The 24798-nt window shown below is 47.9% G+C and carries 22 protein-coding genes, 3 tRNA genes and 1 pseudogene; 14 read left to right on the top strand and 12 right to left on the bottom strand.

Annotated features, from left to right (window positions below; genetic code table 11):
• Positions 1-44: 44 nt before the first annotated feature.
• Positions 45-185, bottom strand: a pseudogene (locus ACTQ16_RS12210) (IS1380 family transposase); the annotation flags it as partial.
• 150 nt (positions 186-335) lie between these two features.
• Here ACTQ16_RS12210 and ACTQ16_RS12205 point away from each other — a divergent pair.
• From ACTQ16_RS12205 to ACTQ16_RS12190, 4 genes are all read left to right on the top strand, one after another.
• Positions 336-1463, top strand: coding sequence for a helix-turn-helix domain-containing protein (locus tag ACTQ16_RS12205; protein ID WP_441937622.1), 1128 nt, complete (start codon positions 336-338; stop codon positions 1461-1463).
• A 172-nt stretch (positions 1464-1635) separates the two neighbouring features.
• Positions 1636-1893: a hypothetical protein gene (locus ACTQ16_RS12200; protein ID WP_294969847.1), complete on the top strand. Its 258-nt coding sequence runs from the start codon at positions 1636-1638 to the stop codon at positions 1891-1893.
• A 14-nt stretch (positions 1894-1907) separates the two neighbouring features.
• The gene (locus ACTQ16_RS12195) at positions 1908-3545 is read left to right on the top strand and encodes a hypothetical protein (protein ID WP_337946698.1); all 1638 of its coding nucleotides are present in this window, start codon (positions 1908-1910) and stop codon (positions 3543-3545) included.
• Positions 3546-3591: 46 nt separating this feature from the next.
• Positions 3592-4881 carry a hypothetical protein gene (locus tag ACTQ16_RS12190; RefSeq protein ID WP_337946699.1) on the top strand — a complete coding sequence of 430 codons (1290 nt, stop codon included), beginning with the start codon at positions 3592-3594 and terminating at the stop codon, positions 4879-4881.
• Between the two features lie 199 nt (positions 4882-5080).
• Here the strand turns inward: ACTQ16_RS12190 and ACTQ16_RS12185 are convergent, their stop codons facing one another.
• The 10 genes from ACTQ16_RS12185 to lon all read right to left on the bottom strand — a co-directional run bounded on the left by ACTQ16_RS12185 (position 5081) and on the right by lon (position 16407).
• On the bottom strand, positions 5081-5521 hold the full coding sequence (locus ACTQ16_RS12185; RefSeq protein WP_295346860.1) for an Hsp20/alpha crystallin family protein: 441 nt from the start codon (positions 5519-5521) through the stop codon (positions 5081-5083).
• 418 nt (positions 5522-5939) lie between these two features.
• Positions 5940-7223 carry a dicarboxylate/amino acid:cation symporter gene (locus tag ACTQ16_RS12180; RefSeq protein WP_441937620.1) on the bottom strand — a complete coding sequence of 428 codons (1284 nt, stop codon included), beginning with the start codon at positions 7221-7223 and terminating at the stop codon, positions 5940-5942.
• Between the two features lie 39 nt (positions 7224-7262).
• Complete coding sequence (locus ACTQ16_RS12175) at positions 7263-7772, bottom strand: HD domain-containing protein (RefSeq protein ID WP_441937618.1); 510 nt, start codon at positions 7770-7772, stop codon at positions 7263-7265.
• Positions 7773-7817: 45 nt separating this feature from the next.
• Positions 7818-8081 (bottom strand): GlsB/YeaQ/YmgE family stress response membrane protein, encoded by a 264-nt coding sequence (locus ACTQ16_RS12170; RefSeq protein WP_006847444.1) that lies wholly within the window; start codon positions 8079-8081, stop codon positions 7818-7820.
• A 98-nt stretch (positions 8082-8179) separates the two neighbouring features.
• Positions 8180-8908, bottom strand: a complete 729-nt coding sequence (locus ACTQ16_RS12165) for a sulfite exporter TauE/SafE family protein (RefSeq protein ID WP_441937617.1) — start codon at positions 8906-8908, stop codon at positions 8180-8182.
• Positions 8909-8920: 12 nt separating this feature from the next.
• The gene (locus ACTQ16_RS12160; RefSeq protein ID WP_118080839.1) at positions 8921-9382 is read right to left on the bottom strand and encodes a peroxiredoxin; all 462 of its coding nucleotides are present in this window, start codon (positions 9380-9382) and stop codon (positions 8921-8923) included.
• Between the two features lie 192 nt (positions 9383-9574).
• Positions 9575-11434, bottom strand: a complete 1860-nt coding sequence (locus ACTQ16_RS12155; RefSeq protein WP_441937615.1) for a DEAD/DEAH box helicase — start codon at positions 11432-11434, stop codon at positions 9575-9577.
• A 23-nt stretch (positions 11435-11457) separates the two neighbouring features.
• Positions 11458-12609: an LptF/LptG family permease gene (locus tag ACTQ16_RS12150; protein WP_441933526.1), complete on the bottom strand. Its 1152-nt coding sequence runs from the start codon at positions 12607-12609 to the stop codon at positions 11458-11460.
• A 208-nt stretch (positions 12610-12817) separates the two neighbouring features.
• Entirely contained in the window at positions 12818-13945 is a 1128-nt protein-coding gene (gene tgt, locus ACTQ16_RS12145) for a tRNA guanosine(34) transglycosylase Tgt (protein WP_294969818.1), read from the bottom strand.
• Between the two features lie 2 nt (positions 13946-13947).
• The gene (gene lon, locus ACTQ16_RS12140) at positions 13948-16407 is read right to left on the bottom strand and encodes an endopeptidase La (RefSeq protein ID WP_441937613.1); all 2460 of its coding nucleotides are present in this window, start codon (positions 16405-16407) and stop codon (positions 13948-13950) included.
• 219 nt (positions 16408-16626) lie between these two features.
• Here lon and ACTQ16_RS12135 point away from each other — a divergent pair, with 219 nt between their 5' ends.
• Positions 16627-17427: a tRNA1(Val) (adenine(37)-N6)-methyltransferase gene (locus ACTQ16_RS12135; RefSeq protein WP_441937612.1), complete on the top strand. Its 801-nt coding sequence runs from the start codon at positions 16627-16629 to the stop codon at positions 17425-17427.
• A gap of 128 nt (positions 17428-17555) precedes the next feature.
• Here the strand turns inward: ACTQ16_RS12135 and ACTQ16_RS12130 are convergent, their stop codons facing one another.
• Positions 17556-18596, bottom strand: a complete 1041-nt coding sequence (locus ACTQ16_RS12130) for a YegS/Rv2252/BmrU family lipid kinase (RefSeq protein ID WP_294969810.1) — start codon at positions 18594-18596, stop codon at positions 17556-17558.
• Between the two features lie 194 nt (positions 18597-18790).
• On the opposite strand from ACTQ16_RS12130, the gene spt reads away from it, so the two are divergent.
• From spt to ACTQ16_RS12085, 9 genes are all read left to right on the top strand, one after another.
• Positions 18791-19981, top strand: coding sequence for a serine palmitoyltransferase (gene spt, locus ACTQ16_RS12125; RefSeq protein ID WP_294969807.1), 1191 nt, complete (start codon positions 18791-18793; stop codon positions 19979-19981).
• 230 nt (positions 19982-20211) lie between these two features.
• Positions 20212-20285: transfer RNA gene (locus tag ACTQ16_RS12120), tRNA-Pro, on the top strand.
• Positions 20286-20321: 36 nt separating this feature from the next.
• Positions 20322-20395 (top strand) — tRNA-Pro (locus ACTQ16_RS12115).
• Between the two features lie 39 nt (positions 20396-20434).
• Positions 20435-20508 (top strand) — tRNA-Pro (locus ACTQ16_RS12110).
• Positions 20509-20586: 78 nt separating this feature from the next.
• Positions 20587-21153, top strand: a complete 567-nt coding sequence (locus ACTQ16_RS12105) for an AAA family ATPase (protein WP_153122311.1) — start codon at positions 20587-20589, stop codon at positions 21151-21153.
• A gap of 202 nt (positions 21154-21355) precedes the next feature.
• On the top strand, positions 21356-21787 hold the full coding sequence (locus ACTQ16_RS12100) for a CidA/LrgA family protein (RefSeq protein WP_294969804.1): 432 nt from the start codon (positions 21356-21358) through the stop codon (positions 21785-21787).
• A complete protein-coding gene (locus ACTQ16_RS12095; protein ID WP_256621031.1) occupies positions 21787-22488 on the top strand; it encodes an LrgB family protein in 702 nt (233 codons plus the stop codon). The genes ACTQ16_RS12100 and ACTQ16_RS12095 overlap by 1 nt, the downstream gene beginning before the upstream one ends.
• 42 nt (positions 22489-22530) lie before the next feature.
• On the top strand, positions 22531-23985 hold the full coding sequence (locus ACTQ16_RS12090; protein ID WP_441937610.1) for a right-handed parallel beta-helix repeat-containing protein: 1455 nt from the start codon (positions 22531-22533) through the stop codon (positions 23983-23985).
• The gene (locus ACTQ16_RS12085; RefSeq protein ID WP_441937608.1) at positions 23986-24738 is read left to right on the top strand and encodes a tetratricopeptide repeat protein; all 753 of its coding nucleotides are present in this window, start codon (positions 23986-23988) and stop codon (positions 24736-24738) included.
• Positions 24739-24798 lie beyond the last annotated feature (60 nt).

Below are 24798 nucleotides of genomic sequence, written 5' to 3'. Positions count from 1 at the left end.
TGTTCATAGTTTCAATCACGTTTTCCATGGAAACTACGTCTCTGATGCATCCAACCGAACAATCTACACCTTAGACCGAGGGTTGGGTCGATTATAGAAGACAATGTGGAGTCAAATTGCTCCATGACCCGAAAAAATCCTCCAAAAGGAGTGAGTTTCTCAGATTTAATTTGTATCTTTGCCATGTTATGTCAGAGTTTTGCTTGTTTTCTTTTCGCAACACTAAGATAAGTGAAAATTCTCACATGACAAAATCCTGAGCAACTTTTTGTTGTTCTGGGGCTTAAAAGGTTTGATTTATAATAGTGTTGTGGAATTAAGATTATAACAATATTATGACATCGTTATTCATATTGCAACTTGTATGTTGCGTCATTACAGCCATGCTGGCATTGCAATTAGCCATGGCAAGTTTGCAGGTGAGATGGAAGGTGTGGCGCTACGAAATATCAAGATGGCTTCTCGTTGCATCCATGCTATTCTTCTCCGTCCACTACCTCTTACAGATGGTTCATGGATTCCGTGCACAAGGTACCGATGTGGGCGCAGCATTCAACATACTGTTCTATACCCCAGTGGCATTTGCCATCACTCTCTCCATCATCAACATAGAGAGCACAGGCAGCAAAGTGCGCCGTTATTGTTTACGTAGTATAATGGCATACATACTCATCGCCCTAGTTTTCATCATTGGCATATTCAAAAGTCATAGTTTACACATTGGCAATATGCTCTATGTGATGCTCGGTCTTTTTATGGCTAGCATGGCATATTTTATCTTTATCATTCGCAAAGAAACAAATACCCGAAGGCAGAAGCTCATGGAAAATTTCGGAAGTGACTTGATTTCATACGTGCGCTATTCGCAAGCCAGCATCATTTTGCTATACCTTACTGCTGGACTTCTGCCTGTAGCAATCCTCTTCAATACCTTATTATATATAATAGGTCCCTTGATGTTACTCTCTGTCATCTTTTTCGTCCACACTTTCATTGCTATGGGCTATTACATCACACCCAAAGAAGTCATTCATGAGGAAAATGACGCAGAGGCAAAAGTCACGGAAGCAGAAGATATAAAAGACGGCAAGAATACTTATGGTACAAATATCTTGACAGCAAATAGAAAGATAGAAATAGAATTAGCCCTCAAGAAATGGTGTGAAGAGGGATTTTATAAGGACTATGAAGTTAGCATCTATTCGTTAGCTACCAAGTTGGGATACAAGAAAATCGAACTGACAGAATACTTCAACCAGTCAGAATATACCAATTTTAGAACCTGGCTTAGCGACATTCGCTTTAATGAGGCAGTTCGCATGATGAAAGCCAACCCCGAATATAGCATTGACGCTATTTCCACAGAGTGCGGTTTCTCATCCCACACATGGATTTATCGTATATTCAAGCAGAAAACGGGCATGTCACCTAGCCAATGGCGCAAACAGTTTGTCTCCATCTAAGTGTGTATTTTTGTAATCATACATTAAATACTGTTTAAAAAGTAGTAGTTTTCCTAGGAAAGCTACTACTTTTTTTGTGGAAAAGCTACAACTACTATGGAAAAGCTACTATCACTTTCAAAATAAAAAAGCTATTTTTGTACTCGAATCAATAACATAACAGATAATGAAAATGACAGGAACAGAACCAACCATTTCAATTTCAGATGGAAATCTCATCATGATTGTTGTAGTGATCGTGGCTGTGATTATCATAGTGTTCATCCTTGTGATGATACGCGACTACCGTCTCTATCTGGGAAATCATTGGAATAAGAAATTCAGTTTCGCAGATTTCGTCAAGCAAGAACAGTTTTATATTTATATACTGTTGTTCTTCCTTCTTTTGGTAGGTTCGGAATTGTTGTTACAAAACGAGTATTCATTTTAAAACAATAAATAATTATGAAAAAAACGTATCTATTATTATTCATCCTCGCAATAGGAGCGGCGATGTTAACTGCTTGTACTGATGATGACAACAATGGGGGAAACGGAAATCCCAACATTCCTCTGGCAGAACTATCCAAGCCAAAGGCAAACCCTTGGCTGGCACAAGAGGAATACAGCATCACCCATTTCAATTCGGCTCAGACCGATGCTTTCACTGCAAAAGTGAAGGACGGCACGTTCTATGCCGACCTGACGAAATGCAAGGCAACAAGCAGCGGTCCTGTGAACCTCATGACGCTCGCATCCACTTCCCCAAAATACATGTGGGGAATGAGTAGCGACAGAGTATCTATCATAGACGTATCCAACGGCAACTTTGAAAGACTCGCAGAAGCTGGTTTGCCTGGAATAACAATGAAGAATCAAGAACAGCTCAATATCTTGACATCCAGCTACTCGTCTTACTCAGAACTGGCAACAGCCGTAACCGGAGTGCTAGGTGCTGCTCCACAGATGTCTATAGCCAATGGAAACTATGTGTTGTGCGACAAGGACAACTATGTATATACCAATGCTGGACACATCATGGCAAGGTACAGGCTGAAGAACCCAAATAATCCAAAGGAAGGCATAGAGCTAGACAGTCAGATTAAGCTCACACCGTATATCAACAACTCTTACACTCTGGTGGGAGCTACCATGACATACGATGGACATTTGCTCGTGGCGGCACAGAATGCTCTTGTTGTACTCAACCGTGAGTTGACCACGGTAGAAGATACCTACCCACTGGCAAGCACCCAGATATTGACGAACTCAATAGCAGTGGATGAGAACGGCGGGGTATATGTGGCAAGCAACGCCAAGGAGGCCAACGGCAAGGGACTCATGCAAAAGCTGATATGCAAGAATGGAAAGTTCTCTGACAGCGAAAGCGATGGAGCATGGAAAGCCGAGTATGACGGAGGTCCAATGGCACCATGTATCAAGCTCGGATATGGTACAGGAGCAACCCCAACACTAATGGGATTTGGCAACGACGAGGACAAACTCGTGGTGATAACAGACGGAGCAAAGAAAATGAAACTCGTAGCTTTCTGGCGTGACGCCATACCTGCCGATGCCAAGCCTGTAGATTCCGGCAACAAGCGTTTGGCAGGAACGTTCGACATAACGTGCGGATTACCAACCTCTACCGAATGGGTACAGTCGGAGCAATCCGTAGTAACCGCAGGATACGACGCTTTCGTGGTGAACAACATCAGCCAGACAACGGAAAAGATAAACGACAAGATTATAGGCGTACTAGCAATCGGTCCTACCATAGAGACTCCTAGAGGTGTTGAATGCGTGAGCTGGAACACAAAGGAGAACAAGTGGGAGACTAAGTGGACACGTGCTGACGTCAGTTCACCAAGTATGATTCCTGCTGTAAGCACATCGTCTGAAATGGTATTCGTAAGTGGATGGAACGATGCCACAGGATGGGAAGTAACCGGACTCGACTGGCGCACCGGCACCACACGCCACCGCACAATCCTAGGCAAAGACAATCGGGCCAATGGAGCATATGCCATCATACAGTTCTTTGACAATGGTGACTTACTCTACAACTCGGTATCTGGACCGTTCAGAGTGGAAATCAAGTAAAACAGAGTGAGGACAAAAAGTGTATTAATTTTAAAAAACAGGAAGTATGAAAATCAAGCAAATTATCATGACCTCATTGCTAAGTTGTATCATGGCAATGACTTTCATCGCATGTTCCGATGATGACAGCAGCAACGATATAAAAATCCCTACCTTGTCGCCTAAGGAGCAATGGGGCCCAACCCTGAAAGGCGATGGTGAGGTTCTCGGAGCATACCCGGACTTATATTCCAATTATTGGGAATACACCTATCAGGCAGGCCAAAATAGTGACAAGATTTTATGTCTGAAAGGAGAATACCCTCATTGCAGATATTTCAGCATATCACTATACAATGATATGACAGGAGACGTTTTCGCAGGCATCGATGACCAGGACATCTCGGCAGATAACGGAAGCACGAATCCTTTCGTCGCAACCACTACGGGAAAGAACTATTTCACCCTCTATGTGGTGCCAAACGGAACGCCACAAAGCGTAATAGACAAACTTGGTTCAGAGAATGTGGTGAAAGTTGCAGAAGGTGTGAACAAAGTAGCCATTGCTCTCAGACATTACCTGGGAACTACTGCTGATGGAAGCCAAAAAGACGAATACGCAGGAGTAGAACTTCCAGCCATTACCGCACTCGACATGAACTTGCATGAGACCTTCGTGCCAGAACACGTTGCATCAAATGTCTATAAGGTAACATCGAAGGTGTTTACACAGAAATCCGACGAAAACAGGGAGATGCCATTCTTCCTTGCTCCAGTTGGCAGGTACTATCCAAACAACTCCACGTCATACCTTTATGGAAGAACGCATTTGCGCGAGGACTCTGTGCTCACATTCTCCTTCATACCGGCCACGGTGCCAACAAAGCCTGAGGAATACAGAAAAGCTGTGACACGTTACTGGTCTATCTGCATTGGCTCAGCAAGCGACACACGCTCATATATGTCTGTATATGATGCGAAGGCTCGCTATGCCGATGGCAAGAAAGCAACATTTGTGGTTTGCCTGAAAAAGAATCCTAAGCTATCAGCCATACAGAGCAAGGTGAACGAAATGAATGCCAACGGAGAGTATGTCAATCTCTTCATTTGGGACAGTGAGAAAAAGAACATAGACGGCAATCCTATCGGAGAGATTGTGGCTGTCATGTATAGGAACATTCTTCCAGACAGGGAATGGAAACACTCCATCGCAACCATGACACCTACAGCTTACAAGGATGATACTGGCGAGCCTATCGACCATGTGACCGATCCCGACAAGCAGCTTGCTCACAAAGCTCTTGGCGACTATGGACCACTTGGTGTAAAGGTAAGCAACGATGATTTCTTGCAGTAATCATGAAACGAAGGTATTCGTATTGAAATAGGTGTTTTTTGATATTGATATAGAGGAATCGGCACATATAATATGTATATATATGAGAACCGGCACAAAAAAGGACTAGTCCCATTATCAGGACTAGCCCTCCGTTTTAATTATTTTCTAGGGTGCAATGAAATGTCATCCAAAAAGCTGCTTAGCACGTTATGAGTGATTACTTTACCTCAATGTGCTTCACATCGTCTTTCTTCTCCTCCTTGGCTACCTTAGGAATCTCAATCTTCAAGACACCATCGCTGACCTCAGCAGAAATCTTCTCGTGGTTGGCATCCTCAGGTAAAGCATAGCTCTGAGAGTAGCTGCTGTAAGAGAATTCACGACGCAGGTAATGCTCTTCCTTCTTTTCCTCCTTCTTCTCGTTCTTGTTCTCGATAGATACATTCAGATAACCATCCTTATCAATGTTCATCTTGACCATATCCTTCTTCAAGCCAGGAGCTGCAATCTCCATTTTGTAAGCTGTAGCATCCTCCTTCACGTTAACAGCAGGAGCTGTGGCGTTCATGTGTGGCATCAATTCTGTATCGAAGAAGTTGTCATTAAACCAACTATTCAACCAATTTGAAACACTATTATTTCTACGAGCTAACAACATAATGTAAAACCTCCGAATTTTATTTTTCTCGTCCTCTCTTCGCCTTCCGGCTCTGTCGGGATTTCTAATTGTTTATTAATTTATCCTTTTTCTTAATGAACGCTTCGGCTTTCGGGACTCAAGGATTTCGAGAAACCCTCAAATGCCATTGCTTAGGGTTCTTAACGTTCCCCTTGCCCTTTCGGCTTCCGCTTTCATCTTATGTATTAGCAAGTTATGTGCCAGGTGAATTTTTATATCAGGAGTGAACGGTTTTTGCCAGAACTGGCAATAAATGCTGCAAAAGTGGCATCAAAGTATAATTAATTTAATCATTTCTGCCAAAATGTTCCGTTTTCCCTCCTCAGTTGTTCCCGTCTGTTGCTTGAAGAACGAATGTATGTTAAACTTTTAATGAGAATACTTTTTCAAGTGGACTCTATCCTTTCAAGTCCTTATCCACCATGGCGCAGACACAGGAGTCTGACCATACATTCTCTGCCGTCTCTACCATGTCGATAATGGTATAGATTGGCAGGATGATACCCATGATGCCGATAGGAGCATTGATGCCGGACATCAGAGATAGGGTCAGAAAATAACATCCCATCGGCACTCCTGCATTACCCACGGCTGAGATAACTGAAATGAAGAGCCAGAGAATCATCGTAGTCCAAGGTAAAGGCATTCCTCCATTCTGCATCAGGAATAAGGAAGTTACGAGGATAAAGGCAGCGCAACCATTCATGTTGATGGTAGTACAGATAGGCAATACGAAGCGGGAAACCTGATTGGAAACTCCCAGCCTATCTTCTGCAGTCTGCATCGTTACCGGCAACGTAGCAGCAGAACTCTTTGTAAACAGAGCCATTAATACTGCCGGCATCATCTTTCCCAATGTACGCACAGGATTCAAGCCTCTTGCCAAGAGGAAGAGCGGGAGAATGATGAAGAATTGAATGACATTACCTCCCAGGATAACAGCTACGTACTTTCCTAGAGAAGCCATCACGATACCCGCAGAGAACTGGGCAGAGAGTTGTGCTGCAAAGGCAACGATACCCAGAGGCAGAGCCCAGATTAATCCATGAATCAGCAAGAAAAGCAAATCCTGTAATCCAAACAATCCCTTCATCACGACTTCTTTCTTATCGCTTGATGGCATTTTGGTTAAAGCAATACCTGCAGCTGCAGCCAAAATCAGGATGGAGAGTACATTTCCTTCGGCAAACGGCTTGATGATGTTGTTGGGTATTACCCCAAGAATATGGTCATAATAGCTGGTTTCTCCCAGCTTTTGGGGAACATCTGCCATACCGTTCTGTACCAAGGTTGTAGGTAAATTGCCTGGAGAAACGATGTTGTAGAGCACCAGTCCCACTGCTGCAGCTGCTATCGTCGTGAGTAGGGTGTAGGTGATGGCGTGGCGGAATATCTTACCGGTATCTGCCTGGTTGCCCAAGGATGCCAGGGTTGTGATGACTGCCAAGGCTATGGTTGGTACTGCTAGAAGTTGGAATAAGCGGGTATAGACCGTGGCGATGACATTCATCAGGCCATCCAGCCAGCTGATGCCGAACATACCTAAGACTGCGCCTACTATCAAAGCGCCAATCCATAGTGCCAACTGCCGGGTTTGCTTATTTTTCACTCCTTTTTGCTTACTGCTGCCAGCATTGCTATCCGGCTGTCTATTTCCCATATCATTTATTGTTTTTCCCATGATTTTAAATTATTATTTTTTTAGACAAAAGTATTCTCCTTATTCCAGTCCCCACATATCATTCAGCATTCTGATGGCTGACTCCGAGCGAAATACATGGTCGCGGAAGATGATGATGCCTTTGGGAGCAAGTTGGGCTTCGAAGGAATTGACCAGGAAATCTGCTTCGAGCAGAATGCGGTGGTCGAGGCTGGTAACATCTTTATAAGTATGATGATGGGCAATGAGCCAGCAGATTCTTTCTGTCTGCGCGGCTGTGAATCCATCTACTTCTGACAGTACTTTTCTTGCCTCATCAGGACCCAGTTCTTCCTGGTGCTTGCCATCGCAGTTGCCGTATCTGGCTTCTGAAACATGAATGCCTACATCGTGAAGAATGGCTGCTGCTTCGAGCACGAAGAGGTCTTCCTGGTTCATTCCCTCTGCTATCGCAATCATACGGGCAAAGTCGTGCACCTTTACGAAATGCTGGATGCGTGGCGCATCGCCACCATCGTATTTTATCATCGCCCTCATCAGACTGGCGAGTATCAATTCCTTATTTGTCATTATCTTATGTCTTTAAACCAATATTTATATCTACTTGATGGGATGTTAATCGAAAAGCTTCTTCCAAATCCACAATACCGCTATGGCACCAATGACACAGAAGATGAAATTGGTAAGATAACCTTTGCCAAACAACTCAATGTTCAGCAGACTGCTGATGATGGCACCGGCATAACTGCCTACAATACCTATGAAGAGATTCATACAACATCCTTTTCCTTCACCGCTCATAATGCGGTTGGCAATATAGCCAATGAAAATACCAGTAAGGATTGGCCACGCTGTGAAATCTGCAATATGTTCTAACATACTCTTTAAATTTTAAACTTTATCTTTTAGCATAAAATGCTTATTGATAACTCTATCTTTTTGCAAAGTTCTGCTATTTATGTGTGCCTGACAGAGGGTTACGCCCCCAGAAGGAAGGTTAATCCGCTGATTCCGATATAGGTATAGATGATATATTTGAGCAGGGAACCGCTGAGGTGCTTGAATACCCAGGAGCCTATCAGGTTGCCGAGGAAGACTCCGGCTATTCCGTAGATATAACCTATGGAGACCGTGGTGGTGAAGAAACCGTTGTAGGCTCTTGCCAGTGTCATTATCAGATTGCCTGCCAGGAAATAGGTCTGCGTCATCGCCAGATAGCGATCCTTGTCGGGCTCTGAACTGACGAAATAGAGTACGGCTGGTGGTCCCTGCATACCGAAGAATCCTCCCATCAGTCCGCTCAATGTTCCTGCCGTAACCTGCACGGGCAGCGTAGTCTTCACCTTGATGCGCTTGCTGAAGAAGGCGAAGTAGATGCTTACGATGATCAGCGTAATGCCTAGCAATATGTTCAGTATGTGATATTCCATCCGCTTGAGCACGAAGATGGCTCCGATGGAGATGATGATGAAGGTGAACAGAATGGGCAGCAGCCGTCTCCAGGTGATGTACTTGTATTTCTGAATGACGATGATCAGGGAGGTTGTCATCGCCAGGATGCCAGAGAGGGTTGTTGCCTCACCGTATGAGGGCATGATGGAGGGGAGCATCGTCATGATGAAGATGCCAAAGCCGAAGCCAGTAGTGCGTTGTACAAAACTGGCTCCGATGTTCAACAGAAAAAGTTCGATGACAATATCGTCCATTCTGCTGTAGGCTTATTGATGGATGTAATCCAGAATCTGCTCAGCATGAATCTTGGTCTTGATCTCCTTTGGAGTGAAAATCTTCTCAATGACGCCTTCTTCGTTGACGAGATAAGTGGTGCGGAGGATGCCGATGGTCTTTCTGCCGCAGGTTACCTTTTCGCCCCAGCAGCCGAGTTCCTGCAACAGGGTGGTCTCGGTATCAGCAATAAGAGGGAACTGCAGGCCCTTGGTTTCTGCAAACTTCTTCTGCAGCGCCTGCTTGTCCTTGCTCACGCCGATAATCTCGTAACCGGCTGCTGCCAGCTCCTCCTTGTGTGCCTGCAGCGAGCAGGCCTCGGCAGTGCATCCGCTGGTGTTAGCCTTCGGATAACTGTAGAGTACTATCTTGCGACCACGATAGTCGCTTGCCTTGATCTCACGTCCGTCCTGGTCAATGCCAAGAATCTCTGGTATTCTATCTCCTACATTCATAATTTTATATTCTATATTTATTTATATATGTCTTATTGAAATGCAAAGATAATAAAAATAATGCGAACCGATGTGATTCTTATGATTTTTAACACTATTGATGACAGAACTAACGGTTATCGGTGGAAGGAAAACATAAAAGGCAAAAGCAATCAGGGTTTGAATGCTTTTGCCTTTTTGCGACTTGTTATATTACTTCTTGAATCCGAAAATCTTGTTGAAGATTTTCTTTACCACGTTTTCTTTCTTCTGTGGATTTACCACTGGCTCATACTTGCGTGAACCCTGCTTGTCGCCCTTTTTCTGAGCTGGGGCTGGCTTCTGCTGAGGAGCTGCCCCCGGTTTCTGTGGAGCTGCATTCTGCTTCTGCTGGTTGTTTGGATTCTGCTTCTTCTGAGCTACGCCTCTGCCACGACCGTTGCTTCCTGGGCGTACATTGTTTTCTGTACCAGGGCGCTGCTGAGGGTTTGCATTCTCAGCATTGTTACCGTTGTTGCCATTGTTACCATTGCGGCGTTTGTTGTTGTTGCGACGCTTGTTGTTTGGATTGTCGTTGCTTCTTGTCTGTTCGCCTTCCTGGTTTTGTGGATATGGCTTGTTCTGCTGAGGCTTCTTGTTGCCCTGCTTCTGCTGTCCGTTCTGAGCGTCCTTCTTCTGCTGTCCGTTCTGACCGTTCTGCTGAGCCTCACCGTTCTGTCCCTTTCCTTCCTTAGGAGCTTTCTCCTGTCGGTTGTTAGGGTTGTTTGGCTTATGCTTATGAGCAGTCTGCTCGCGGTCTTTCTGGCGTCTGTTTTTAGCTTTGGTCTTTTCGCCGTTCTCATTTCCGCCACGTCCATTGCCCTTGCGTCCGTTTCCGCCCTTGCCTCCACGTCCGCCTTTCTTGCTAGGCTTGTTCAGCTTGATATATTCAGGCCCCTCGCCGCATCCCTCAGGAAGCGGCATCTTCTCTACCACCTTCTCCAGGAACTTCTCAATCTGCTGGAACCAGAACATGTCCTCTTCGTTGACGAAGGTGATGGCTCTACCGTCGCGGTTGGCACGTGCTGTACGACCGATGCGGTGAACGTAATCTTCGGTATCGTGAGGCACGTCATAATTGATAACCATCTCGATGTCGTCGATGTCGATACCACGAGCCACGATGTCGGTAGCCACAAGCACGTCATACTGACCGCTCTTGAACTTGAACATCACATCATCACGCTCAGCCTGCTCCAGGTCAGAGTGCATGGCGCCGCAGTTGATACCGGTCTGCTGGAGGGCAGCAGCCAGCTGCTTCACCTTCATCTTGCTGCCGCTGAATATGATGACACGCTTCATGTCGCCAGCCTTGAAGATATCCTTGATGATGGTCATCTTCTGGGTTTCGTAACATACGTAAGCCTCCTGCTTGATTTTCTCTGCAGGCTTGCTCACTGCGAGCTTGATCTCTACCGGATTCTTGAGCAGCGACTTTGCCAATTCCTCAATCTTCTCTGGCATGGTAGCCGAGAACATGATGGTCTGGCAAGTCTTAGGCAGCTTGGCAGCGATGGTATTGATATCCTCCGAGAAACCCATGTCGAGCATGCGGTCGGCCTCGTCGAGGATGAAGAAGCTTACCTTGCTGAGGTCTACGTTGCCCAGCGAGATGTGGGTGATGAGACGTCCTGGTGTAGCGATGACTACATCGGCACCCATGCGGAGACTCTTCAGCTCCTGATCGTAGCGGTTGCCGTCGTTTCCACCATATACAGCCACGCTGCTCACGTCCTGCAGATAATAGCCGAAGCCCTGCATCGCCTGGTCAATCTGCTGTGCGAGCTCACGGGTAGGCGACATGATGACGCAGTTGATGGCATCCTTAGGATAGCCACCATCATCCAGCTTGCTCAATACCGGCAGCAGATAGGCTGCTGTCTTTCCGGTTCCGGTCTGGGCTACGCCGAGCACATCATGACCTTCCAATATCTCTGGTATACATTTTTCCTGTACTGGGGTGCATGTGTCGAATCGCATATCGTATAATGCGTCGAGCACGTTGTCGTTTAAATCTAATTCGTCGAAATACATTTTCTTTCTTTTTTCAATGTTTATTATCTCGGTGCCTTGCGGTAGCAGAAGTATGCCACGAAGGCGTAAATGATGTTAGGCAACCATGCCGCCAGCATCGGCGGGAAGTTTGCCTGGATGGCGAAGGTGGCGCAGACGGTCTGCAGCATGATATAGCCGAAGCTCAAAGCCAGACCCAGTCCCAGAGCCTTACCCATGCCGCCCTTGCGCTTGCGTGAGGAGAGCGACACGCCGATGATGGTGAGGATGAATGAGGCGAAGGAGGAGGCGATGCGCTTATGATACTCCACCTTGTACTGTACCACATTGCCCGAACCGCGGTTGATCTGCTTGGAGATGTAATCCTTCAGCTCCGGACTGGTAAAGGTTTCCTGCTGTCCCTTGGAGTAGACCAGGTCGGTTGGCTCCATGGTGATGAGCGTATCTTTATTCATTCCGCTCGTAATCTTCTCTTTCATGCCATGCAGTCGGCGTACCTTCCAGTTGGTAAGTTTCCAGTGGTATTTGGAGTCGCTGATGGTATCATACTGTATTTCTGATGCCGTCAGGTGGCTCACCAGTTTCTTTTCCTGGAACTTGTCTAGACAGAATCCGTAGCCCCTCTTCAAGTTGTTGTCGTAATGCTGGATGTAGGCTATCACGCCTCGGTCCACCTGCAGCTGCACGTTTTCGGCAGAGGTATTCTTCTTCTTGTTCTTGTACATCGTCTCAAAGTTTTGTCGGATGACCGTGCCGTGCGGAATCACATAGGCAGAGAGCGTGTAGGAGAGTGCCGAGAGGAACATGCAGGTAATCATGTACGGGCGAAGCAGGCGCTTGAACGATACTCCCGATGCCAGCATGGCGATGATCTCGGAATTGCCTGCCAGCTTGGAGGTGAACATGATGACCGCTACGAACACGAACAGCGCACTGAAGAGGTTGGCGAAATATGGCACGAAGTTGGCATAGTAATCGAAGATGATAGCTCGTGCCGGTGCATGATACTCGGTAAACTTCGACAGGTTGTCGTTGAAGTCGAACACGATGGCAATGGTGATGATGAGCGCTATCGAGAAGAAGTAGTAGCCTACGAACTTCTTGATGATATACCAGTCCAATCGTTTGATGTATCTCAGTGGGTTGAGATACTTGAGCACCTTGAGGAATCGCAGTTTATGCCCAATCCATCGCATGACCTTTCCCATCCAGCTCAGTTTTCTGCCCAGCCATCTGAGGGCAGCGGTGAGCCATCCGAATCTTCGAGCCATGGTTCTGCCGAACTTTAATCTTCTGCGATGTTTTCTGATGTATTTAAAATCTTTCATAAATCAGTATTTTCCGGGAGTAGGAGCCGTCGGGGGCTCCATGCTCCTGAGACTTCTTACTCCTAACTTCAGTAATTTAAATTCTTCTGCCGAGCTGGTCGATGACAGATTGCTTCCACTGTACGAAGTCGCCCTGCTCTATATGCTGGCGTGCATCGGTAACGAGTCGCAGATAGAACGAGAGGTTGTGGATGCTGGCTATTTGCATCGCCAGGAGTTCCTGTGCCTTGAAGAGGTGGTGCAGGTATGCCTTGCTGGTAATCTGGTCGATTTCGCATCCGTCCGGATCCACTGGGCTGAAGTCCATCTCCCATTTTTTGTTGCGCATGTTCATGGTGCCGTTGTAGGTGAAGAGCATCGCGTTTCTTCCGTTGCGGGTTGGCATCACGCAGTCGAACATGTCTACGCCTCGCTCGATGGCTTCCAGGATGTTCTGAGGGGTACCCACGCCCATCAGGTAACGTGGCTTGTCCTTTGGCAGGATTTCGTTCACCACTTCTATCATCTCATACATCACCTCGGTAGGTTCGCCTACAGCCAGACCTCCGATGGCGTTGCCGTCTGCTCCCTTGTCTGCGATAAACTTGGCTGCCTCGCGGCGGAGCTCCGGGAAGGTGCAGCCCTGTACGATAGGGAAGAGGCTCTGATGGTAGCCGTAGAGCGGTTCGGTCTCGTTGAAGCGCTTCAGGCAGCGGTCCAGCCAGCGCTGGGTCAGTTCAAGACTCTTCTTGGCATACTGGAAGTCGCTCTGTCCCGGAGGGCATTCGTCGAAAGCCATCATGATGTCGGCACCGATGATGCGCTCCGTATCCATCACGTTTTCCGGTGTGAAGAAGTGCTTGCTTCCGTCGATGTGTGAGCGGAATTCGCAACCTTCCTCCTTCAGCTTGCGGATGCCCGTGAGCGAGAATACCTGGAAGCCGCCGCTGTCGGTGAGGATAGGGCGGTCCCAGCCGTTAAACTTGTGCAGTCCGCCTGCAGCCTTGATTACTTCAAGTCCCGGACGCAGATAGAGGTGATAGGTATTGCCCAGGATGATCTGAGCCTTCACCTGCTTTTTGAGTTCCTCGAAGTGTACACCTTTCACGCTGCCCACCGTTCCTACTGGCATGAAGATAGGAGTCTTGATCTGTCCGTGGTCGGTGGTGATGATGCCGGTGCGTGCATCGCTAGCCTTATCTGTTACTTGTAATTCAAATTTCATTTTTAATTCTTTTTGTCATTTTCTGGAATGGTGAAGTCGATAGGGTGCTTTACCTTTTCATCGGTGAGGGCAAATTCCCATACGTCGGCCACGTCTTCTACATAGTGGAAGGATACGCCCTTAAGATATTTTGCCGGAATCTCTTCGATGTCCTTGCGGTTGTCCTTGCAGATTACGATGTCGGTGATGCCGGCGCGCTTGGCTGCAAGTATCTTCTCCTTGATGCCGCCTACTGGCAGAACCTTTCCGCGCAGGGTGATTTCGCCCGTCATGGCTGTGTTCTTGCGAACCTTGCGCTGGGTGATGGCCGAGGCGATGCTGGTGGCGATGGTAATACCTGCCGACGGACCGTCTTTCGGAGTGGCTCCTTCCGGTACGTGGATGTGGAGATTCCAGTTCTCGAAGATGCGGTAGTCTACGCCCAGCAGGTCGATGTGCGACTTGATGTATTCCAGGGCGATGACTGCCGACTCCTTCATCACGTCGCCCAGATTGCCGGTAAGGGTCAGCTTGCCTGCCTTGCCACGGCTCAATGAGGTCTCGATGAAGAGAATCTCGCCGCCCACAGAGGTCCACGCCAGTCCGGTTACCACTCCGGCATAGTCGTTGCCCTGATAGATGTCGCGGTTGAATGGGGGATTGCCCAGGAGTTCCTTCACCTCGTCCATGCCGATGGTAGGATGCTCCAGCTTGCCGTCACATGCCATCTTGTATGCCACCTTTCTCAGGCACTTGTTGATCTGCTTCTTCAGCTGTCTTACTCCGCTTTCGCGTGTATAGTGCTCGATGATGCATTCCAGGGCAGCCTTGTTTAAGCTGATTTTCTCCTCCTGCTTGTCAAGACCGTTGTTCTCCAGTTCCGTAGGTACCAGGTGGCGCTTGGCTATTTCTATCTTTTCCTCGGTAATGTATCCGCCCACTTCTATCAGCTCCATACGGTCGAGCAATGGGCGTGGAATGCTTCCCAGGTCATTGGCTGTTGCGATGAAGAGAACCTTCGAGAGGTCGTAGTCGGCATCCAGATAGTTGTCGTGGAAGGCGTTGTTCTGTTCCGGGTCCAGCACTTCGAGCAGAGCCGATGCCGGGTCTCCCTGGAAGTTGTTCTTGCCCACCTTGTCTATCTCGTCGAGGATGAAGACAGGGTTGCTGCTGCCAGCCTTCTGGATGTTCTTGATGATGCGTCCTGGCATGGCTCCGATATAGGTGCGGCGATGACCGCGTATTTCTGCCTCGTCGTGCAGACCGCCCAATGACATGCGCACGTATTTGCGCTTCATGGCGTCGGCGATGCTCTTGCCGAGACTGGTCTTTCCAACTCCCGGAGGACCGTAGAGGCAGAGTATCGGACTCTTCTGTCCGCCGTTCAGTGCTCTTACAGCCAGGTATTCCAGGATGCGCTCCTTCACCTTTTCCATGCCGTAGTGGTCACGGTTCAGTATTCTCTTGGCGCGCGACAGACTCAGGTCGTCCTCGGTATATTCATTCCAAGGCAGGTCTACCATGGTCTGCAGGAAGCTTATCTGTATGGAGTAGTCTGGACTTTGCGGATGGATGGTGTCCAGCTTGGCAAGTTCCTTCTTGAATATCTTCTGAGTGGCCTCGTTCCAGTTCTTTCCTTTGGCTTTCTCTATGATTTCCTTTCTCTCCGGTCTTCCGTCTCCATCTCCCAGTTCCTTTCTGATGTTTCTTATCTGCTGTTTCAGAAAGTATTCCTTCTGTTCCTCGTCCAGGTCATAGCGGGTCTTCATGCTGATTTCGTTCTGCAGGTGGAGCAGTTTCGATTCCTTGTGCAAAGCCCTGAGGGCTTCCAGCAGACGGTCGTTCAGTGTGTCCTGTTCCAGCATCTTTATCTTGTCTTCGATGCTGAAAGGGATGGCGCTGCAGATGAAGTTTCCCTGGATGGTGCTATGCGACATCTCGTTGATGGCATAAGCCAGGTCGGTAGGGATATTATCGTTGGCGTTGATATAGCTGATGGTTTCCTTCAGGAGTGTCTGGTGGATGGTTGGGAAATCGGTATCGTTTTCCGCTGGCCATATTTCCGGCAGACTGGTTACGCTGGCGCTATAGTATGGAGTGGTTTTCTCGATTTTCTCCAGGTGACATCTGCTCAGGCACTGGATGATGATGGTCTGGTTGCCCGAACCGTCAGGCATGTTGATTACCTTTACGAGTTTGGCGAAGACACCGGTATCATAAAGGTCGGCTTCCTTTGGATGGTCTTCATCCTTGTTCTTCTGGCAGAAGACGCAGAAGATGGTATTTGGCTTGTTAGCCAGTTTTTCTGCCAGATTCTTGCTGGCAGTTCTCCCCACGACGATAGGGATGAGCACAGTAGGAAAGGCAACGAGCTCTCTGGTGCAGAGCATCGGATAGATTCCTGCCGGATTTTCTGTGAGCAATGAGCTTGGATCGCCCTCGAAATCGGCAAACATTTGTATCTGAGTTTCGTTTCTTTTCATTTCTTTTATCGAATTCTTATTTTTAAGGTGCAAAGTTACTCATTTTTTTGCGAATTCGTGTAGAAGTATAGATTATTTAATAAATAAAAGCCGATTTATCTCCGTTATGAGTGACAAAAGAAGTCTTTTTCCCGATATTTTACAATATATGGCACTGTTGCACGTTATTATCTCTGAAATGGATAGTTTTGGAAAATAAAAAATAACGAGAGAAGATTTATGGCTGGATTTACATTTAAACAGTTTGAAATACAGCAGGATCGCTGTGCGATGAAGGTGGGCACCGACGGGGTGCTGCTGGGTGCATGGGCTGAGGGTGGACAACGTATACTCGACATTGGGTCGGGTACGGGACTTATCTCGCTCATGATGGCGCAGCGTTTCCCTGAGGCTCAGGTTTGGGGAATAGATATTGATCCGGATGCCTGCATGCAGGCTAGGGAGAATGTGGCTGCCAGTCCTTTTGCCGACCGGGTAGGGATAGCGTGCTGCGCCTTGCAGGATCTTTCTGAAGAACATCTGTTGAGGGGACAGGATGAAAGGATGGAAATGGGGAATGGCAAGGTGATGAAGGAGGATGAGAAAATGATGGAAAAGTCGGAAGCGGCTAAGGCTGACGGAATACTTTTCGATGCGATAGTAAGCAATCCGCCTTTCTTTGTGAACGGGCTGAAAAATCCTGACAGTAAGCGCGCGATGGCTCGGCATTCTGACAGTCTGCCGTTTCCGGTTCTGATGAAGGGTGTCAGGCGATGGCTTTCCGATGAGGGCGTGTTCTCTGCGATAGTGCCAGCCGATGTGCTGGAGTCTTTTGTTTCAGAAGCCTATTGCTCAGGACTTTCAATTGTCCGACAGTGTGGTGTGAAGACGGTGGAGCGCAAGCAGCCCAAGCGCTATCTTGTTGCCTTCTCCAAGAGTCGTGCGGGCATGATGGATAAGTGCACGGAAATCATGACGGATTCTGAAGGAAACCGCTCTGAATGGTATGCGAAAATTACGGAAGAATTTTATCTGGAATAGTGGTTGCTTAGTAGTGATTAATTATTAGTGAGTAGTGATTGTTTAGTAGTGATTAGTGGGTAATTGCACAGGGATGATGTCAACCCGCAGGCAAATTAATCACTACTCACTACTCTTTAATCACAATATCAAAGGTTCAGTTTCCTTTGCACCATTTTGCTGATGGCTTCCACCTTCTTGCTCTGTCGCTGGATGTCCTTTTGGATATCGTCGCGCACGGCATTCAGGTCGTTGAAGAACTCGGCAATGCCATTCTGTATCATGTTTGGCTTGCGTACGCTCTTGTCAGCAAACGGGTTAACTACCATCTTGATGCCTTTTTCTTCAAGATGAACATCTATTTCGGCTCCCGTCATAACCGGATCGCCGTCATAGTGTATCACGCCAGGCTGGCTTCTCGTGATATGCAACTTCTTACAACGGAACGATTTGATTTTCGAGTTTTTGTCGAGTGTCTTGTTGAACATGTCGAAACTGACCTGCGGAGCCTCAATCACATCGAACGGCTCCATGATGACAACGTCTATCAGTCCGTCGCTCATCGAAGCCTGTGGGGCAATATAGGCATTGTTGCCATATTGCGATGCGTTGGCGCAGGAAATCAGGAACGCCTTGTATTGCTTGGTTCCCGTCTCGTCTTCCAGCGTATACGTCTCCGGCTCATACTTCAGTCCTTCTCTCAGTATGTTTTCAGCATAGCTGATAGGTCCCCGTTTTCCACTCTCTGCAAACTTCATGCTGACGAAGGCGTCGAAGCCCATGCCGCAGGTGCAGAAGAATGGATGACCGTTGATGACGCCATAGTCGAGGTCGTGAATCTTGCCTGCGTTGATTACCTCGATGCTCTTCTTCAGGTTCATCGGCAGGAGAAGATGGCGTGCCAGTCCGTTGCCCGAACCGCAAGGCAGAATGCCAAGGGCCGTGTCCGAATGAACCAGCGAACGGGCTACTTCGTTGACGGTCCCATCACCGCCTACTGCCACTACGATGTCAGCGTGATTGTTCTTAGCCTCTGTAGCCAGTTCCGATGCATGTCCTGCTCTTTCAGTCAATTTTATCTCGTACTCAAAAAGCTCTTTGTCCAAAGTTGAATCTATCAGATTCGGAATGCCAGCCTTGCTGGCTGTTCCCGAAATGGGATTCATGATGAATATTATCTTTTTCTTCATTTTTGTGTCAAGAGTTTAGTGATTTTGTACTGCAAAAGTAATAAAAATACCTAAAATGGCAAGATTTATCATTAAAAAAAACGCTAAAAATAAACTTTCTTAGGAAAATAGCGGATTTATTAGTCTTTTTTTGTATCTTTGCACCCTGAAATGTAGAAAAATAAAAAATCGAAAATAAAGTACACCTATTAATAATGGGACAATTACAAGAAAGATACAAGAATTATCGTGAACCACAGAAGTATATGGCTGCCGGTGTGTATCCATATTTCCGTGAAATCACAAGTAAGCAGATGACCGAGGTTACCGATATAGACGGTCACAAGATTTTGATGTTCGGTTCTAATGCTTATCAGGGTTTAACCAACGATCAGCGCGTTATCGATGCAGCTAAGGCTGCGCTCGACAAGTACGGTTCTGGCTGTGCAGGAAGCCGCTTCCTCAATGGTACCCTCGATTTACATGTGCAGCTCGAGAAAGAGCTCGCTGAGTTTATGGGTAAGGATGAGACATTGTGCTTCTCTACTGGTTTCTCTGTGAACCAGGGTGTGTTGGCATGTGTGGTAGGTCGTAACGACTATATCATCTGTGATGATCGCGACCATGCTTCCATCGTAGACGGTCGCCGTCTCTCTTTCGCTACCCAGCTTCACTACAAGCACAACGATATGGAAGATCTGGAGCGTGTGCTCTCTAAGCTTCCTGAGGATGCTATCAAGCTCATCGTTGTGGATGGCGTGTTCTCTATGGAGGGCGATTTGGCTAACTTGCCTGAGATCGTAAAGCTCAAGCATAAGTACAACTGCTCTATCATGGTAGACGAGGCTCATGGCCTTGGCGTATTCGGCAAGCAGGGACGTGGCGTTTGCGACCACTTCGGTCTGACCGATGAGGTAGACCTCATCATGGGTACCTTCTCAAAGAGCTTGGCATCTATCGGCGGTTTCATCGCATCAGACAAGGATACCATCAACTTCCTCCGTCACAACTGCCGTACCTACATCTTCAGTGCATCCAATACTCCTGCAGCTACAGCAGCAGCGCTTGAGGCACTCCACATCATTCAGAATGAGCCAGAGCGTTTCGAGAATCTCTGGGATGTTACCCACTATGCATTGAAGCGTTTCCGTGAGGAAGGTTTCGAGATTGGTGAGACAGAGAGTCCAATCATTCCTCTTTACGTACGCGATGCAGAGAAGACCTTCGTGGTTACCAAGATGGCTTATGATGCAGGTGTGTTCATCAACCCTGTTATCCCTCCAGCATGTGCTCCTCAGGATACATTGGTACGTTTTGCCCTCATGGCTACTCACACAAGAGACCAGGTTGAGCAGGCTGTCCAGATTTTGAAGAAGATTTTCGTAGAAGAGGGAATCATCAAGTAGTATGTATTGAGCAATCATATATATTATATATAATAAGGTATATAGGGCGATTTCGGTATGAAGTTGCCCTATATTCGTATATAAAGGCAGGCGAACAGAGGGAAAAGAATCTTTTTTAGAAAAAAGTTATTCAAAAATTTGGTGAAACAAAAAAAATGTTGTACCTTTGCAGCCGCAAATCAGAAATGATACTTGCCCTAAATGATAAGAGGTTATCATAGAGAAAAAGACGGGGTGTAGCGCAGCCCGGTAGCGCTCCTGTTTTGGGAACAGGTGGTCGCAGGTTCGAATCCTGTCGCCCCGACATTTCTCTCAGATAGTCCTTGGGTAGGTTTAGAAGCGGGGTGTAGCGCAGCCCGGTAGCGCTCCTGTTTTGGGAACAGGTGGTCGCAGGTTCGAATCCTGTCGCCCCGACTTCAAATCATTGCTTCTGGTTATCGCTTCTATTGTTAGCGGGGTGTAGCGCAGCCCGGTAGCGCTCCTGTTTTGGGAACAGGTGGTCGCAGGTTCGAATCCTGTCGCCCCGACTTCGAGAAAGCTAAGAAGAGTCAAATCTTCTTAGCTTTCTTGGCATATATAGGTTTTGATTTAATAGTTTTAGAGTTATGATTATTACGATTGCGCGCCAATGTGGATGTGGCGCTGTTCATGTGGGCAAGTTGCTGGCTGAACATTATGGCATCCCTTTCTATACCCGTAAGACTTTGATGGATATGGCACGGGAGCATGGGGTGCTTGATGAGATGGAGTCGTTCTTTGATGAGCGTCCGGTAGACGAGCTGCTCTTTGCCATGTCTTCCCTGGGTGAGCCTCAGAAGGCGCTCACCGAAAAGCCGATTCAGGTATTGACGGATATGATTGGGCAGGAGAACTGCATCATCATCGGCCGTTGCGGCAATTATATCTTCCGCGACCGCAAGGATCTCGTTTCGGTGTTCCTGAAGGGCAATCTTGAGGAGCGCATTGCGAATATCCGCCATGAGGAAGGTCTGGGAAGACTGGAGGCTGAGGAGTTCGTGGAGCATGCGGATGACTGCCGCATCGCCTATCATAAGTATTATACCGGGCTTACCTGGGGCAATGCCGATGACTATGACATCTGCCTCGATACCGTGCGCCTGGGGGCAGAAAAGACTGCCAGCATCATTGAACAGTATATAGGGTTGTTGTAAGAGAGAGGTTTGCTTTTGGGCTTCCTGCTGGCCTTTCCTGGGGAGGGAATCCGATGGAATCGGATTCAACGGTGGCTCAGGGGGGCATGGGTAATCATAAAGCTCAAAGCTCAAAGCTCAAAGTTCAAGGTTCAAAGATCAAAGTTCAAGGTTCAAAGCTCAAAGCTCAAAGTTCAAGGTTCAAAGTAAAAAGTAATTCAGGATGAAGTTTTTAATTCAATTTTTGATAATCATAGCGTTCTCTTTTGCGGGAGAACTGCTCCATTTCCTGCTGCCGTTGCCGATTCCTGCCAGTATCTATGGCATCATCTTGCTTTTCGGGGCACTGGAGTTGAAATGGATTAAGGTGAAGGATATTCGTGAGACGAGCAGCTTTCTGATTGCCGTCATGCCGGTGATGTTTATCCCTGCTGCCGTGGGGCTCATCGATTCCTGGCAGGCGATAGGCAATTCGTGGCTGCAGTATATCATTGTGACGGTGGTGAGCACCTTCATCGTGATGGGTGTTTCGGGATGGATTACCCAGATGGTAATCCGTAAGAACCGGATGAAGGCGCAGCAGGAGAAGACTGCTGAAAGCCTTGCAAGTGTAGAAGTTTCAGAAAACAAGACAGAAAAGGAGGCAAAGAAATGATGATGAGTTCTATTTCGCTTTTCCAGGATTCCGTGTTCTTCGGAGTTCTGATTAGTCTGGCATCATACGGTATCGGTATGCTGCTGAAGATGAAGACGGGGTGGTCGCTGATGAATCCCCTTCTCATTGCTATCGTATTGGTAATCTGCGTGTTGCTCCTTACGGGTGTAGACTACAAGACCTATTCTGCCGGTGCCAATATGATCAGCTATCTGCTTACTCCAGCCACCATCTGTCTGGCTGTTCCTCTGTATCAGCAGGTAGAATTGCTCAAGAAGAACTATCGGGCTGTGGTGGCAGGCATCGTGTCGGGTGTCCTTGCCAGTTTGTGCTCCGTATTGCTGCTTGCCCTGCTTTTCCATTTCGACCATGCCTCTTACGTCACCTTCCTGCCTAAGAGCATCACTACGGCGATAGGTATCGGCGTGTCTGAGGAGTTGGGCGGCCATGTGGCTGTGTCAGTGGTAGTTATCATCGTTACGGGTGTGCTGGGCAATATCTTTGCCGAGAAGTTCCTGAAGCTGTTGCGCATCCAGGAACCGATAGCCAAGGGTATCGCCATCGGCTGTTCTGCCCATGCCCTGGGTACTGCCAAGGCGATGGAGATGGGTACCATCGAGGGTGCCATGAGCAGTCTGAGCATCGTGGTCTGCGGTGTGATGACGGTTGTGGGTGCCTCTATCTTTGCCCTGTTCATGTAGAATCAGATACAATAATATTTCCCTTTTTCCGTTTTTATAGATATGAAACGGAAAAAGGGATTTTTGTATATAATGGGTGTGGGGATGGCGATGAGCGCCCTGCTTGCCAGTTGTGCCGACGATGAGAGTTTCTCAACGTCGAGGGGAGATGTGCTGTCGTTTTCGGTAGATACGCTGAAGATGGACACCACCTTCTCGAATGTGCCTACTCCTACCCGAAGCTTCTGGGTTTACAACCGTACGGGCAAGGGGCTGCGCTGCCAGTCGGTGCGTCTGGAAAATGGTAACCAGAAGGGCTACCGGGTGAATGTTGACGGATCTTATCTGGGCAGCGAAGCGGGATTCCAGACGCAGAATGTGGAGATCAGGAAGGGTGACAGCATACGCGTGTTTGTAGAGCTGACTACGGCGATGCAGAACAGCGAAAAGCCGCAGCTGGTGAGCGATAACCTGGTGTTTGCGCTGGAAAGCGGCGTGGAGCAGAAGGTGAATCTGAGGGCGTTTTCATGGGATGCGATGAAACTCAATTCGCTTGAGGTGAAGGAAGACAAGCTTCTGGAGAGCACGTTGCCGGTTGTGGTTTATGGCGGCATCAGGGTTGATTCGGCGGCTACGCTGACCATAGCTCCGGGCACCCAACTCTATTTCCACGAGAATGCAGGCTTGCAGGTGTTCGGTTCGCTGAAGATTGAGGGCGAGAAGGACAGGGAAGTGGTGATGCGGGGCGACCGACTGGACCACATGTTCGATTATCTGCCTTATGACCGCACGCCGGGACAATGGCAGGGCATCAGACTGATGTCTTCGGCTCATGACTGTAGGATTTCGTTTGCTGATATTCATAGTGCCTACAATGCCGTGATGATAGAACCGGGCGATGCTACGAAGCAGAAGCTGCTCATCGAGAATGCTACGGTTCATAACAGTCAGGGCTACGGAGTGAGGGTTGATTCTGCCAAGGTGCAGATTTATAACTCGCAGATAACCAACTGCCTGAAACATCCGCTCTATGTAGAGGGTGGAGATGTTGAGGTAAACGGCTGCACCATTGCCCAGTTCTATCCGTTTGATGGTCGTCGCGAGTCGGCCATCGGTTTTGCCTCTCCGTTGCCTCGTTTCGAGGTGAGAAATTCGCTCGTAACGGGTTATCATGATGATGAGGTGGTTTGGGAGGCTCCGAAAGAGGAGGATGCCTTCAATTTCCTCTTCGACCATTGCGTGTTGCGCACGGAGAAGATGCAGGGGGACGACAGTCTGAAGTTTACCAATGTCATTTATGAGGATGTGAAGGATACCACGATGTATGGCGAGAAGCATTTCGTGCTGTTCGATACCGATAATCTGAAGTATGATTTCCGTCTCCGCAAGGAGTCGGCAGCGATAGGAAAGGCTGATGCAGCCACCTCATTGCCTGTAGACAGGAATGGATTGAGAAGAAAGGAGACGCCTGATGCCGGCTGCTATGAGTCGGAGTATGATGATGGGGAGGAGGAGTAGATGAAGTTTAGGATATTGGTTGGCAGTCTGCTTGTCTGGGGAAGTTTGCCGGGTTGGGCAGTGCCGGGTATTGGAGCTTTGGCCCTTTCTGGGGGTAGGAGCTTTTGTGCCTTCAGCCCCTCCTTGAACCGCTCGGAAACGGCAGCGGAAAGCGCTTCCTTTCAAGAGAAGAAGGGTGATAGGAAGGCGGATGCCGAGCAGTTGGCGAGGGCATTGGATTACTTCGCTTCCGAGAAGTTTCATGAGTGCCTGGTGTTGCTCCAGCCGCTCAACAGGCGTTACAAGTTGAATCCCCGCTACCGGGCTTATCTGGCGGTGTGCCTGTATTATGAGTGGGAGTATGCCGAAGCCATCCGGCTCTTTGATGAGGTGCTTCCGCAGTTGCAGGGTTTGGCTCCCCATGAGCTTTCGCTCTATTACTGGATGGATGCGGAGAGTTATTTTGCGCTCCAGCAATATGACCGTGCCTTGCCGCTCTACGGGAAGATGCTGCCTATTTGTTGGGATAATGAGAAGCCTGATGCCTATTATCGCCTGGGCTTCTGCCATCTCTTCGCAGCAGAAAGTCCGGGGGCTTCTTCTTCAGAAAAGGCTTCGGGTTCTTCGGAAAGTTCGGGTTCATCGGCAGAAGAAAGGAAGAAGGCGAAGAAATGTTTCGAGCTTTCCCTGGAAGGGTATTTGAAGTATAGGAACACTCCCAATGAAAAGGCAAGAATCGCCCAGATTCGCCACATGTTAGGAGGTTTGAAATAAGACAAATCGCCCCGATTCGCCACACGCCCTGAACCAACGGCCGGTGATCGTTGGTTCAGG

It is taken from the genome of Prevotella sp. LCP21S3_D2 (genome assembly GCF_052118345.1).
Taxonomy (GTDB): Bacteria; Bacteroidota; Bacteroidia; order Bacteroidales; family Bacteroidaceae; genus Prevotella.
This window is presented reverse-complemented; position numbering and strand designations above follow the sequence as displayed.

Coding starts and splice junctions, on each gene's coding strand:
- ACTQ16_RS12205 (WP_441937622.1), top strand. CDS start 336: ATGACATCGTTATTCATATTGCAACTTGTATGTTGCGTCATTACAGCC.
- ACTQ16_RS12200 (WP_294969847.1), top strand. CDS start 1,636: ATGACAGGAACAGAACCAACCATTTCAATTTCAGATGGAAATCTCATC.
- ACTQ16_RS12195 (WP_337946698.1), top strand. CDS start 1,908: ATGAAAAAAACGTATCTATTATTATTCATCCTCGCAATAGGAGCGGCG.
- ACTQ16_RS12190 (WP_337946699.1), top strand. CDS start 3,592: ATGAAAATCAAGCAAATTATCATGACCTCATTGCTAAGTTGTATCATG.
- ACTQ16_RS12185 (WP_295346860.1), bottom strand. CDS start 5,521: ATGTTGTTAGCTCGTAGAAATAATAGTGTTTCAAATTGGTTGAATAGT.
- ACTQ16_RS12180 (WP_441937620.1), bottom strand. CDS start 7,223: ATGGGAAAAACAATAAATGATATGGGAAATAGACAGCCGGATAGCAAT.
- ACTQ16_RS12175 (WP_441937618.1), bottom strand. CDS start 7,772: ATGACAAATAAGGAATTGATACTCGCCAGTCTGATGAGGGCGATGATA.
- ACTQ16_RS12170 (WP_006847444.1), bottom strand. CDS start 8,081: ATGTTAGAACATATTGCAGATTTCACAGCGTGGCCAATCCTTACTGGT.
- ACTQ16_RS12165 (WP_441937617.1), bottom strand. CDS start 8,908: ATGGACGATATTGTCATCGAACTTTTTCTGTTGAACATCGGAGCCAGT.
- ACTQ16_RS12160 (WP_118080839.1), bottom strand. CDS start 9,382: ATGAATGTAGGAGATAGAATACCAGAGATTCTTGGCATTGACCAGGAC.
- ACTQ16_RS12155 (WP_441937615.1), bottom strand. CDS start 11,434: ATGTATTTCGACGAATTAGATTTAAACGACAACGTGCTCGACGCATTA.
- ACTQ16_RS12150 (WP_441933526.1), bottom strand. CDS start 12,609: ATGCGATGGATTGGGCATAAACTGCGATTCCTCAAGGTGCTCAAGTAT.
- tgt (WP_294969818.1), bottom strand. CDS start 13,945: ATGAAATTTGAATTACAAGTAACAGATAAGGCTAGCGATGCACGCACC.
- lon (WP_441937613.1), bottom strand. CDS start 16,407: ATGAAAAGAAACGAAACTCAGATACAAATGTTTGCCGATTTCGAGGGC.
- ACTQ16_RS12135 (WP_441937612.1), top strand. CDS start 16,627: ATGGCTGGATTTACATTTAAACAGTTTGAAATACAGCAGGATCGCTGT.
- ACTQ16_RS12130 (WP_294969810.1), bottom strand. CDS start 18,596: ATGAAGAAAAAGATAATATTCATCATGAATCCCATTTCGGGAACAGCC.
- spt (WP_294969807.1), top strand. CDS start 18,791: ATGGGACAATTACAAGAAAGATACAAGAATTATCGTGAACCACAGAAG.
- ACTQ16_RS12105 (WP_153122311.1), top strand. CDS start 20,587: ATGATTATTACGATTGCGCGCCAATGTGGATGTGGCGCTGTTCATGTG.
- ACTQ16_RS12100 (WP_294969804.1), top strand. CDS start 21,356: ATGAAGTTTTTAATTCAATTTTTGATAATCATAGCGTTCTCTTTTGCG.
- ACTQ16_RS12095 (WP_256621031.1), top strand. CDS start 21,787: ATGATGAGTTCTATTTCGCTTTTCCAGGATTCCGTGTTCTTCGGAGTT.
- ACTQ16_RS12090 (WP_441937610.1), top strand. CDS start 22,531: ATGAAACGGAAAAAGGGATTTTTGTATATAATGGGTGTGGGGATGGCG.
- ACTQ16_RS12085 (WP_441937608.1), top strand. CDS start 23,986: ATGAAGTTTAGGATATTGGTTGGCAGTCTGCTTGTCTGGGGAAGTTTG.